At 67.0% G+C, this 11,690-nt stretch carries 14 protein-coding genes; 8 read left to right on the forward strand and 6 right to left on the reverse strand.

Going from position 1 to position 11,690, the window contains the following annotated elements; genetic code table 11:
- Positions 1–43 precede the first annotated feature (43 nt).
- A complete protein-coding gene (locus AU188_RS14775; protein WP_059164447.1) occupies positions 44–478 on the reverse strand; it encodes a MarR family winged helix-turn-helix transcriptional regulator in 435 nt (144 codons plus the stop codon).
- A gap of 36 nt (positions 479–514) precedes the next feature.
- On the opposite strand from AU188_RS14775, the gene AU188_RS14780 reads away from it, so the two are divergent.
- The 5 genes from AU188_RS14780 to rlmN all read left to right on the forward strand — a co-directional run bounded on the left by AU188_RS14780 (position 515) and on the right by rlmN (position 4,737).
- Positions 515–1,192: a class I SAM-dependent methyltransferase gene (locus tag AU188_RS14780; protein WP_059164448.1), complete on the forward strand. Its 678-nt coding sequence runs from the start codon at positions 515–517 to the stop codon at positions 1,190–1,192.
- 87 nt (positions 1,193–1,279) lie between these two features.
- The gene (pyrH, locus tag AU188_RS14785; protein ID WP_059164449.1) at positions 1,280–2,083 is read left to right on the forward strand and encodes a UMP kinase; all 804 of its coding nucleotides are present in this window, start codon (positions 1,280–1,282) and stop codon (positions 2,081–2,083) included.
- A gap of 57 nt (positions 2,084–2,140) precedes the next feature.
- Positions 2,141–2,698: a ribosome recycling factor gene (gene frr / locus AU188_RS14790; protein WP_059164450.1), complete on the forward strand. Its 558-nt coding sequence runs from the start codon at positions 2,141–2,143 to the stop codon at positions 2,696–2,698.
- Positions 2,698–3,576, forward strand: a complete 879-nt coding sequence (locus AU188_RS14795; RefSeq protein WP_059164451.1) for a phosphatidate cytidylyltransferase — start codon at positions 2,698–2,700, stop codon at positions 3,574–3,576. Before frr ends, AU188_RS14795 begins: the two co-directional genes overlap by 1 nt.
- 27 nt (positions 3,577–3,603) lie before the next feature.
- Positions 3,604–4,737, forward strand: a complete 1,134-nt coding sequence (rlmN, locus tag AU188_RS14800) for a dual-specificity RNA methyltransferase RlmN (RefSeq protein WP_059164452.1) — start codon at positions 3,604–3,606, stop codon at positions 4,735–4,737.
- A gap of 84 nt (positions 4,738–4,821) precedes the next feature.
- Here rlmN and AU188_RS14805 read toward each other — a convergent pair whose 3' ends face one another.
- Genes AU188_RS14805 through AU188_RS14820 form a run of 4 tightly spaced genes read right to left on the reverse strand, consistent with a single transcriptional unit; the run spans position 4,822 to position 8,461 of the window.
- Positions 4,822–5,241 (reverse strand): nuclear transport factor 2 family protein, encoded by a 420-nt coding sequence (locus tag AU188_RS14805; protein ID WP_059164453.1) that lies wholly within the window; start codon positions 5,239–5,241, stop codon positions 4,822–4,824.
- Entirely contained in the window at positions 5,238–6,734 is a 1,497-nt protein-coding gene (locus AU188_RS14810) for an aldehyde dehydrogenase family protein (RefSeq protein ID WP_059164454.1), read from the reverse strand. Before AU188_RS14810 ends, AU188_RS14805 begins: the two co-directional genes overlap by 4 nt.
- Before the next feature lie 56 nt (positions 6,735–6,790).
- On the reverse strand, positions 6,791–7,336 hold the full coding sequence (locus AU188_RS14815; RefSeq protein ID WP_059099693.1) for a TetR/AcrR family transcriptional regulator: 546 nt from the start codon (positions 7,334–7,336) through the stop codon (positions 6,791–6,793).
- A 21-nt stretch (positions 7,337–7,357) separates the two neighbouring features.
- Positions 7,358–8,461: a phosphotransferase gene (locus AU188_RS14820; protein WP_059164746.1), complete on the reverse strand. Its 1,104-nt coding sequence runs from the start codon at positions 8,459–8,461 to the stop codon at positions 7,358–7,360.
- Positions 8,462–8,506: 45 nt separating this feature from the next.
- Here AU188_RS14820 and AU188_RS14825 point away from each other — a divergent pair, with 45 nt between their 5' ends.
- A complete protein-coding gene (locus tag AU188_RS14825) occupies positions 8,507–9,673 on the forward strand; it encodes a CaiB/BaiF CoA transferase family protein (RefSeq protein ID WP_059164455.1) in 1,167 nt (388 codons plus the stop codon).
- On the opposite strand, the gene AU188_RS14830 is transcribed toward AU188_RS14825, so the two are convergent.
- A complete protein-coding gene (locus AU188_RS14830) occupies positions 9,642–10,190 on the reverse strand; it encodes a TetR/AcrR family transcriptional regulator (RefSeq protein WP_059164456.1) in 549 nt (182 codons plus the stop codon). The genes AU188_RS14825 and AU188_RS14830 overlap by 32 nt on opposite strands.
- Positions 10,191–10,228: 38 nt before the next feature.
- Here AU188_RS14830 and AU188_RS14835 point away from each other — a divergent pair, with 38 nt between their 5' ends.
- Positions 10,229–11,470 (forward strand): cytochrome P450, encoded by a 1,242-nt coding sequence (locus tag AU188_RS14835; protein ID WP_059164457.1) that lies wholly within the window; start codon positions 10,229–10,231, stop codon positions 11,468–11,470.
- A gap of 10 nt (positions 11,471–11,480) precedes the next feature.
- Positions 11,481–11,672, forward strand: coding sequence for a ferredoxin (locus AU188_RS14840; RefSeq protein ID WP_059164458.1), 192 nt, complete (start codon positions 11,481–11,483; stop codon positions 11,670–11,672).
- Positions 11,673–11,690 lie beyond the last annotated feature (18 nt).

Here is an 11,690-nt window from a genome sequence, read left to right on the forward strand (position 1 = left end):
GGGACGGATACGAGCCGCTCATGATCCGTAGTCTGGCAGACCTTCAATCCGTACCGAGCGCCGCGAGTATCTGCTTGAACTCCCGTTTCTGGCGCTGCGTCAGATTCGCCATCAACTTGCACTCGGCCGCACGCACCCCGGAGTCCGTGCGTTTCAACAACTCCCGGCCCTCCCGGGTGAGCTGCGCCGGCAGTGAGCGTCCAGACGACACGCTCGCGGGCCGGCTGACCAGGCCGCGGTCCTGCAGGCCGCGCAGCACCATGTTCATTGCCTGCGGCGAAACGTTGAAATCGCGGGCCAGTTCGGCGTTGGACCGACCGGGGTGCTGCGACAGGATCCGCATGCACAGGTACTGCGGGAACGCCACATCGAGCGGTTCCAGAACCGTCGTGGTGACCTCGGCGCGCAGTGCGTTCGCCACCCGGGAGAGCAGAAAACCGAGCGGCTGTTCCTCAAGCGGCCCATCCATGTCAATCATATTGACATATATCAACCGGATTGATATCAACGAGTCATGACCGAACCCACCAGCGAGATGTTCGACAGCGCCTACAAGGGCGAAGCCCCCGAGATGAGCGGCGCGAAACCGCCGTGGAGCATCGGCGAACCGCAGCCCGAGCTCGCCGCCCTGATCGAACAGGGCAAATTCCACGGTGACGTGCTCGACGCCGGGTGCGGTGAGGCCGCCATCGCCCTGTATCTGGCCGAGCGGGGTTTCACGACGGTCGGTCTCGACCAGTCGCCAACGGCGATCGAGCTGGCCAGAGCCGAGGCCGCGAATCGCGGGCTGACCAGCGCCAGCTTCGAGGTGGCCGATATCAGCGACTTCGGGGGTTACGACGGGCGGTTCGGGACAATCGTCGACTCGACGTTGTTCCACTCGATGCCGGTCGAACTGCGCGAGGGATATCAGCGCTCGATCGTGCGGGCCGCAGCTCCCGGCGCCTCGTACTTCGTGCTGGTTTTCGACAAGGCGGGCATGCCCGAGGGCCCGGCCTTCCCGGTGACCGAGGACGAGCTGCGTGACGTCGTCTCGAAGTACTGGACGATCGACGAGATCAGGCCCGCGCGCATCCACGCCGTGTTCCCGGACGGATTCCAGGAGTTCTTCCCGGTGACCGACGTCCGGGACGAACCGAAAGGACGCAAATCGGTGCCCGCCTGGCTGCTGAGCGCCCACCTGCCGGGCTGACCCGGCGAGTCGCGACCCGGAGGCGGCTGCGCGGCCGGCCATGAGGCAGGATGAGGGGCATCTCAGCGCGGACCCCGAAGGAGTCGGATGCCGGAGCCCCGGGAAAACTCTGTCGCCGGCGCGGCGGCTCCTGATTCCAACGTCGCCGGTGCGGCCGCAACAACCGGTCCCAACGGCGCGATCCGCCCGAAGTACGGCCGCGTCCTGCTCAAGCTCGGCGGCGAGATGTTCGGCGGCGGGGACGTAGGCCTGGATCCGGACGTCGTCCATCAGGTGGCCCGCCAGATCGCCGAAGTGGTCCGCAGCGGTGTGCAGGTCGCCGTCGTCATCGGCGGCGGCAATTTCTTCCGCGGTGCGCAATTGCAGCAGCGGGGCATGGAGCGCGCCCGAAGCGACTACATGGGCATGCTGGGCACCGTCATGAACAGCCTTGCCCTGCAGGATTTCCTGGAGAAAGAAGGTATCGACACGCGGGTGCAGACCGCGATCACGATGGGGCAGGTCGCCGAGCCGTACATCCCGCTACGGGCCGTACGGCACCTGGAGAAGGGCCGCGTGGTGATCTTCGGAGCGGGCATGGGCCTGCCGTACTTCTCGACCGACACCACCGCCGCGCAACGCGCGCTGGAGATCGGCGCCGAAGTGGTGCTGATGGCCAAGGCCGTCGACGGCGTCTTCACCGCCGACCCGCGCCAGCACCCCGATGCCGAACTGCTCACCGCGATCAGTCACCGCGAAATCATCGACCGCGGCCTGAAGGTGGCCGACGCCACCGCGTTCAGCCTGTGCATGGACAACGGCATGCCGATCCTGGTGTTCAACCTGCTCACAGATGGCAATATCGCGCGAGCGGTCGCGGGTGAGAAGATCGGAACACTGGTCACCACCTGACAGCAGTGCACGCGAGAAGCATGACGAAGGCGCGCACGCGGATAAAGGAGAAGCACCGTGATCGACGAAACCCTCTTCGACGCCGAGGAGAAGATGGAGAAGGCGGTGTCGGTGGCGCGTGACGACCTGTCGTCGATCCGCACCGGCCGCGCCAACCCCGGCATGTTCGCGCGCGTCAACGTCGACTATTACGGGTCCGCCACGCCCATCACGCAGCTGTCGAGCATCAACGTGCCCGAGGCGCGGCTGGTGGTGATCAAGCCCTACGAGGCCAACCAGCTGCGCAACATCGAGGACGCGATCCGCAACTCCGACCTGGGCGTCAACCCGACCAACGACGGCAACGTCATCCGCGTCGCCATTCCGCAGCTGACCGAGGAGCGACGCCGCGAGCTGGTCAAGCAGGCCAAGGCGAAAGGCGAGGACGCCAGGGTGTCGGTGCGCAACATCCGTCGCAAGGCGATGGAGGAGTTGCACCGCATCAAAAAGGAGGGCGAGGCGGGCGAGGACGACGTATCTCGCGCGGAGAAGGACCTCGACAAGCTGACCCACACCTACAGCGCGCAGATCGACGAGCTGGTCAAGCACAAAGAAGGCGAGCTGCTGGAGGTCTAGTGACCGAACAGCGCAAGGGTCCCGTGGCAGAGACGCCGGTCGACGAACCGCCCAAGAAGAAGTCGCGGGCGGGCCGTGACCTACCCGCGGCGATCGCAGTGGGTGTCCTGCTGGGCGCCGTGGCCATCGGCACGCTGCTGTTCGCGCCGATCGGGTGGCTGCCTGTGCTGGCGGTCTTCATTCCGGTCGCCACCGCAGAGGTGATCCGCCGGCTACGCGACTCCGGTTACGCACTGCCCGCGGTCCCGCTGCTGGTCGGCGGCCAGGCGATGATCTGGTTGACGTGGCCGTTCGGCCCGGTAGGGCTGCTCGGCGCCTACGGCGGGACGATCGTCGTCTGCATGGTGTGGCGCCTCGTCGGGCAGGGGCTGCGGCGACAGCCGGTCAACTACCTGCGCGACATCTCCGCCTCGGTGCTGCTCGCGACGTGGGTGCCGTTCTTCGCCAGCTTCAGCGCGCTGCTGATCTTCCAGGACCACGGCGGCGGCCGGGTGTTCACGGTGATCGCCACCGTCGTGTTCGCCGACATCGGTGGTTATGTGGCCGGCGTGCTGTTCGGCAAACACCTGATGGCGCCGGCGATCAGCCCGAAGAAGTCCTGGGAGGGGCTGGGCGGCTCGCTGTTGTTCGGCATCACCGCCGCGGTGCTGTCGGTGACGTTCCTGATGGACAAGCCCGCCTGGGTCGGGGTGCCGCTGGGCCTGATGCTGGTGATCACCGGGGTGCTCGGCGACCTGGTCGAGTCGCAGGTCAAACGCGACCTCGGGATCAAGGACATGGGCACGCTGCTGCCGGGGCACGGCGGCATCATGGACCGCATCGACGCGATGCTGCCCTCTGCGGTGGCCGGCTGGATCGTGCTGACGCTGCTGGCGTAACCCGGCCCGGCATACTGGTAGGACCCCATGGCTGACTCTCCTGCGGCGCTGCCGCTCGTGTTCGATCCGCCGCGACGCGCGATGCCGCCGCGGCACTTCGCGGACCTCGACGCCGATGGCCGCGCCGCCGCCGTCGGCGAACTGGGGCTGCCGGCGTTCCGCGGCAAGCAGCTGGCCAACCAGTACTACGGCAGGCTGATCGCCGATCCGCACCAGATGACCGACCTGCCGGCCGCCGTGCGAGATCAGGTCGCAGAGACGCTGTTCCCGACTCTGCTCGACGCGCTGCGTGAGATCGAGACCGATGCGGGCGAGACGCGCAAGATGTTGTGGCGCGCGGTGGACGGCACCACGTTCGAGTCGGTGCTGATGCGTTACCCGCAGCGCAACACCGTCTGCATCTCCTCGCAGGCGGGATGCGGCATGGCCTGCCCGTTCTGCGCGACGGGCCAGGGCGGCCTCAAGCGCAACCTGTCGACCGCCGAAATCCTCGAGCAGGTACGCGCCGCTGCGGTCGAGTTGCGCGACCGCGATGGTGACGGGATCGCTCCCGCTGCCCGCGGCGGGCGGCTGTCCAACATCGTGTTCATGGGCATGGGGGAGCCGCTGGCCAACTACAACCGGGTGCTGGCCGCGGTCCGAAGGATCACAGCACCATCTCCGAACGGCTTCGGCATCTCGGCCCGCTCGGTCACCGTGTCGACGGTCGGGCTGGCACCTGCGATCCGCAAGCTCGCCGACGAACGGCTCGGCGTCACGCTGGCGTTGTCGCTGCACGCCCCCGACGACGAACTTCGCGACACGCTGGTCCCGGTGAACAACCGCTGGAAGGTGTCCGAGGCGCTCGACGCCGCGCGGTACTACGCCGACGTGACGGGCCGGCGAGTATCCATCGAGTATGCGCTGATTCGCGATGTCAACGACCAGCCCTGGCGCGCAGACCTTTTGGGGAAGCGGCTACACGGCGCGCTCGGCCCGCTGGCGCACGTCAACGTCATACCGCTCAATCCGACGCCCGGCAGTGAGTGGGACGCCAGTCCCAAGCCCGCAGAGCGCGAGTTCGTTCGGCGCGTTCGCGAGCGGGGTGTGTCGTGCACGGTGCGCGACACCCGGGGCCGTGAGATCGCCGCCGCCTGCGGGCAATTGGCGGCGCAGAGCTGACCCCCTCGCCTGGTCGCCTCGCCTCGAGACCGACGCTTTGGCGGGTTTTGCTCGCATTTTTCCGCCAAAACGTCGGTCTGGGCGTTACTGAGTGGGCCCGTTGACGAACCAGATGTTCTCCTCGACGAGCCGGCGGCTGCGCCAACCGTCCCGCGTGCGGACGAGGTCATGGTGGTAGTAGCCGCCGCAGCTACTCATCTCCGGCATGCCCGGCAGCTGCATCGGGTTGTAGAACATCGCCCTGACCCGCGCGGTGTCATCGCCGACCTCGGCTTCGATGTTCGTGATGTAGTGCATGCTCCAGGGAATCACGCCGAAATTCGCGGCGAACCAGTCGACGACCTCGTCGCGGCTGCCCACGACGGCGCCAGCTGAGGAGTAGTCGATGTGCGCGTCGTCGGTGAACACCGAGCGGTACAGCTCCCAGTCCTTGGTGTCGACGGCGCGGGCGTAGCGGTACAGCAGCGCGGAGATCTCGGCTTCGTCACTCGGGGCCTGATTCACGGTTCAACCGTGTCCGGCATGCCGATGGTCTTGGCTTCCAGGTACTCCTTGTAACCCTCTTCGCCGTTGCGGTATCCCAGACCGCTCTGCTTGGTGCCGCCGAACGGGCTGTTGATGCCGAAGTGGCTCTTGCCGTTGATCGTGACGTTGCCGGTGCGCATTCGGCAGGCCACCGCGAACGCGCGGTCCACGTCGGCGCTGCTCACTTCGCCGGACAGGCCGTAGATCGTGTTGTTGGCGATCGCGACCGCCTCGTCGTCGGTGTCGTACGGCGTGACGGTCAGCACCGGGCCGAAGATCTCCTCCTGCGCCACTTGCGAATTGGGGTCGACGTCGGCCAGCAGCGTCGGCTGGGTGTAGTAGCCGGTGGGCAGGTTCTCCGGGATGCCTCCGCCGGTGACCAACCGCGCGCCGGAGTCGATGCCGCTCTTGACAAGACCCAAAACCTTCTGGCGCTGAGTCTCGCTGATCTGCGGGCCCTGCATGTTGCCCGGCGTCCACGGGTCGCCGACCGGGAAGCCCTCCATCATCGTCTTGAGAACCTCGATGCCTTCGTCATAGCGGCTGCGCGGCAACAGGATCCGGCTCGGCAGGATGCAGGACTGTCCCGACATCACGCAGGCCATCATCGCCGCCATCGGCAACGCCGAATTGAAGTCGGCGTCGTCGAGCACGATGTGCGCGGACTTGCCGCCCAACTCCAGCAGCGTCTTCTTCACTGTCGGCGCGCCCGCGGCCAGGATCGCCCGCCCGGTCGCCGTCGACCCGGTGAACGTGATCATGTCGACGCGCGGATCGGCCGACAGCGCGGCCCCGACCTCGTTGGCATTGGACACCACGACGTTGAACACGCCGGCGGGGATGTCGGTTTCCTCGGCCACGATGCGTCCGTACTCACTGCCCGACCAGGGGGTCAGCTGTGCGGGCTTGAGCACCACGGTATTGCCGGCCATCAACGCCGGCACCGTCTCGGCGACGTTGAGATAGAACGGCACATTCCACGGGGTGATCGCGCCGACCACACCGACCGGCTCGTAGTGGATCTTGCGCCGAGCCGGGCCCAGCGGGGTGTCGTGCACACCGTTGTCGACCAGATAGTCGAACGCGCGTCCGTGCTCGGCCCAGTGCTTGACCTCTTCGATCGGGCTCTCGATCTGGCTGCCGGTCACCGAGACCGGGCAGCCGACCTCGGTGATCAGGATCCGGCGCAACCGTTCCTTGTTCCGCTCGAGGGCTTCGTGCAGCTGGGTCAGGCAGTGGTAGCGGAACTCCAGATCACGCGACCAGTCGGTCTCGTCGAACGCTCGCCGCGCCGCGCCGACCGCGCGCGCCATGTCCTCGACCGTTCCGTCGGTGGCCCGGCCCGCGACCTCCTCGCTGGCCGGATGGATCACCTCGAACGTCGCTCCGCCGGCGGTGGTCTGCAACTCGCCGTCGATCAACATCCGCTCGTCGCCGGCCAACACACCGCTGTCAGTCTGTACCTGGGTCATGCGGACAGCTTTACAAATTTTTGTGCGAGTGTCAGCCCATCGGCGGAGTCGAGCGATCAGCCCTGCGGCTTGAGCCCGGCGGCGTGCCGCAACTGGGCGAGGAACTGATCATCGTCGTCACTGCGCACGATGTAGTGCGAGATCGCGACGCGAATTGCGGTCGCTGCCTTGACCGCTCCGTTCGGACCGCTCAGCAGTTTCTGCAACCGCGCACGCATCACCGGGATGACCTTCGTCAGTTGGGCGATGACGACCTCGGGTTCGATGTCGACCAACCGCACACCCGAATACGAGTGCTGGTAGTCGACGATGAACCGCAGTGCGGCGTCCAGCTTCTCGGTGCCCCGCAGACCGGCCGTCGCCTTGCTGATGCCGTTGTCGAACAGGTCGCGCTCGTAGACACCGAACGCGTCGAGCAATTCTCCCTTTGACGCAAACCAGCGGTAGAGCGTGGGCCGGGACACCCCCGCCTGCAAGGCGACCTCCGAGAGGCTGAGCTTGGTCTGTCCGCTGCGGGCCAGCACCTCCGCTGTCGCGACGAGGATCCGGTGCCGCGTCGAGGTGTCCTCGATACCGGAGGTGTCGCGCAGCGGTTCGTTCACGTGCCGATCGTAGATCCTTCGTCACATCGACTTCTGGAGTACGGCCACCGTGTCGAGATCTTCCAGCGCCGCCACTGCCCGGCGCAGACCTTCGAGCGCGATGCCCTCGGCCTGCATTCCGCCCATACCGGCGGTGATCAGCGCGGCGACATAGGCGTAGAGCGCGCCCTGCCGGTAGCGATGCCACAGCTCGTCGCGATCCAGCTCGGGACCGCCGGAGGCGGTCAGCGCTCGACGGTAGACGTCAAGCAGGTCGCGTTGGTGCACCTGGCGATCGGCCGACGTCATGCTGGTGACCAGGGTGTAGGCCAGTTCCCGGCCGGGATGGCCGCGCCGCACCGCCTGCCAGTCCAACAACCCGGCCGCGCCGTTTCGGAAGTAGATGTTGCCCGGATGGGCGTCGCCGTGCATGACGGTGTGGGGCGGCTCGTCGATGAGACGTGCCACGGCGCGGTAGTTGTCGTCGATGAAGCGGCCGGCGTCGACCGCGATGTCGGTTCGCTCGGCCATTCGGCGCGCGGACGTCTTCAGCAGCGGTCCGGTGAGAAACGACGCGGTGTCGCCCGACGCGGTGTACAGCCACGCGGGCACGCGTTCCCAGAACGTCGCGTGCAGCCTTGCCAGGAGTTCGACGATTTTCGCCGCCCGGTCGGCACCGATCGGATGAAGGGTGTCGGGGAACTCGCATTCGCCGGCGGTCAGGTCTTCCAGCACGAGCACATAGCGGCCGGTCATCGAGTCGAACGCCGAGCCGTAGCAGATCGGAACTCCGGTCAGTCGCGGGGACAACTCGCGGTAGAAGCGTGTCTCGGTCGCCCCCAGTCGACCCATCTCGCCCATCAGTCGAGTGGCGACCGTCGCGGCCGCCATCTTGACGAACACCGTCGACGGGACGTCGTCACCGACAAGGGCGAGCCGGGCGCGCGACGACGTGCCGGCGTCACCGCCCAACACCGACAGCGACGTGACGCGACGCCCGATGATCCGCGACATGGCGGGCTCGTCGAGTTCGGACACGGATCGCGGAAGTGATCGCCGACGCCCGATGGCGGTGTCGGTGGCGATACGTTGTATCCCGCGGCCAAGATGTGCTGCCAGGCCGACGGCCGGCGGGGCGTGCTTCACCACGCCAGTTTACAAATCGCCGCTTGAATGTAAAGAAAGGTGTCGATGGCGGGTCCACTGGAGGGCGTGCGGGTCGTCGAACTCGGCGTGTGGGTGGCGGGACCCGCCGCCGGGGGAATACTCGCGGACTGGGGTGCCGACGTCGTGAAGATCGAGCCCCCGGCGGGCGATCCCGGCCGGATGTTCGGCCGGATGTTGGGCGTCGACGGCGAGTCGAACCCGCCGTTCGAGATGGACAATCGCGGCACGCGCAGCATCGTCCTCGACCTGACCTCGGCCGCCGGCGCCGCGACCGTACGCCAATTGCTCGCTGGCGCAGACGTTTTCCTCACCAATGTCCGACCTGCGGCGCTCATGCGCATCGGCCTCGACTTCGCGGCGGTGACAGCGGCCAATCCGCGACTGGTCTACGGGTTGATCACCGGTTACGGCGAGAACGGGCCCGATGCCGACCGGGCGGGCTACGACGTCGCGGCGTTCTGGGCGCGGTCGGGGCTGGCGCATCTGCTCACCCGTCCCGGTGATACGCCGCCGTTCCAACGCGGGGGAATGGGCGACCACATGGCCGGCATGACGCTCGCCGCAGCGGTGTGTGCGGCGCTGGTCGCCCGGGCCCGCACCGGCGCCGGGCAGTTGGTCAGCACGTCGCTGTACCGCCAGGGGGCCTACACCGTCAGCTTCGACCTGAACACGTTCCTGCTCACCGGAAACACCATCGCGATCGGTCAGCGCGAAACCATGGGCAACCCGTGCATGAACAACTACGTGGCCGCCGACGGGCGCCGGTTCTGGATCGTGGGTCTGCAGGCCGGCCGCCACTGGCCACCGCTGTGCCGCGCTGTCGGGCGGCCCGAGTGGCTGACCGATCCGCGCTTCGACACCCCGCAGGCGCGCGCCGCCAACGCCGTCGAACTGATCGCCGCACTCGACGAGATATTCGCGACCAGGCGGCTCGACGAATGGGCCGAAACCTTTGCCACCGAACCGGATTTCTTCTGGTCTCCGATCAACACGCTCGAAGACGTGGTCGGCGACGAGCAGTTCCACGCCGCCGGTGGAGTGGTGTACGTGCCTGATGGCGACGGCAGTACACCGATGGTCGCCACCCCCGCCGACTTCCACGGCACCCCCTGGGAGCCGCGGTCGGCCGCACCGCGGCTCGGGGAGCACACCGACGAGATCATGGCCGAACTCGAGGCGCGTGATGCTTGACTCGCGCGGCATGACGGAGTTGGGCGAGGAAGTCGGCGTCGTCGTCACTGCGCACCAGATAGTGCGACACCGCGACGCGCACCGCGGTCGACACGGCTAGTGCGGCGTCGGGTCCGGTCGCGAGCCGTTCCAGGCGCTGCCGCATCAGCGGGATGACGCGGGCGAGCCGCTTGATGACCTGTTCGGGTTCGATGTCGATCATGCGCAAGCCCGGATAGGACTGCTGATACTCGACGATCACCCGCAGCGCTGCATCGAGTCGTTCACCCACCGGCAGGTGCGCGGTCGCCTCGGCCACTGCGCGTTCGTAGTACTGGCGTTCCCACACCACGAACGCATCGAGCAGATCACGTTTGCAGGCGAACCAGCGGTACAGGGTGGGCCGGGAAACCTGCGCCTGCACCGCGACTTCGGACAGGCTGAGCTTCGTCATGCCGTGGCGGCCGAGCACCTCCGCGGTCGCGGCGAGGATGCGTTCCCGCGTCGACGAGTCCGCGTCGGTTACCGGCACGGTCATAGCTTTACAAATTTTTGACGAAGTGTCACGCTGATTCGGTGACACCAGCCCGTGAACACAGTGCCGTCGACATCACGTCGGAAGAGTTCTGGAGCCGGCCGTTCGCCGTTCGCGACGAGACGTTCGCGCGGTTGCGTGCCGCCGACGGGTTGACCTGGCACCCGCCGTTGCCGTCGATGTTTCCGATGGAAGAGCCCGGATTCTGGGCGTTGACGCGGCGCGCCGACATCGTCCACGTCAGCCAGCAACCCGAACTTTTCAGCTCCGCTCAGGGAGTGGCGCTGAACCCGATGCCCGCCGAGATCCAGCGATTCGCCTCGTTCTTCCTGACCATGGATCCGCCGCAGCACACCGTGTACCGGCGACTGATCAGCTCGGCGTTCACCCCGCGCAATATCCGGCTGATCGAAGAGCAGATCCACAAGAACGCGGTCACCATCGTCGAAAACCTCGTCGGTGCAGGCGAAGTCGAGTTCGTGTCGGCGTGTTCGGCGAAGCTGCCGATGCTGACGATCATGGACATGCTCGGTGTGCCCAGCGCCGACCAGCCCGCGGTCGCCTATGCCGCGGAGAAGCTGTTCGGCATGAGCGACGAGGAGTACGCCACCGAGGACGAACGCCTGGCCGACCCCGTCGCGCAGATCGCGCTGCTGTCGAACACCGGCGTGGAACTGGCGAAGTTCCGGCGCACCCACCCCGGCGACGACCTGATGACCAGCATCGTCAACGCCGAGGTCGACGGTCACCGGCTCACCGACGAAGAGATCGGCGCCTTCCTGATCCTGCTCGCCTCGGCGGGTAACGACACCACCAAGCAGGCGACGACGCACGCCATGATGGCGCTCGTCGAACACCCCGAACAGCGCGACTGGCTGATGGCCGACTTCGACGGTCGGATCGGTTCGGCGATCGAGGAATTCATCCGCTGGTCGTCGCCGGTGCTGCAGTTCGCACGCTTTGTCACCGAGGACACCGAGATCAACGGCCATCCGGTCGTGGCCGGCGACAAGGTCGGCCTGTTCTACTGCTCGGCGAACCGCGACGAGGCCGTGTTCGCCGCTCCCGGCGCATTCGACCTCACCCGTTCGCCCAATCCGCACCTGGGGTTCGGCGGCGGCGGTCCGCACTACTGCCTGGGCAGTCAGCTGGCCAAAGCGGAACTGCGAAACCTCTTCCACGAGTTGTTGACTCGGCTGAAAAGCATCGAGTTCGGCGAGCCCGATCTGCTGTACAGCAGCTTCGTGCACGGCGTCAAGCGGCTGCCCGCCGTCGTTCGTTAGGGGAGTGAGCATGCGTGTGGCGGTCGACCTCGACAAGTGCACCGGACACGGAATCTGCGAATCGATCGCCGAGGAGGTGTTCGAGGTCGGCGATGACGGCGTCGTGGTCATCCATGAGCCGGACCGGCCAGAGTCCGACCGCGACCGCATGCAGCAGGCCGTGACGCAGTGCCCCGTCGCGGCATTGCGCCTGGTCGACTGAGCGCGCCTGCCGCGATGC

Origin of the sequence: Mycobacterium sp. IS-3022 (genome assembly GCF_001500065.1) — a bacterium.
In the GTDB taxonomy this organism is placed as follows: domain Bacteria; phylum Actinomycetota; class Actinomycetes; order Mycobacteriales; family Mycobacteriaceae; genus Mycobacterium.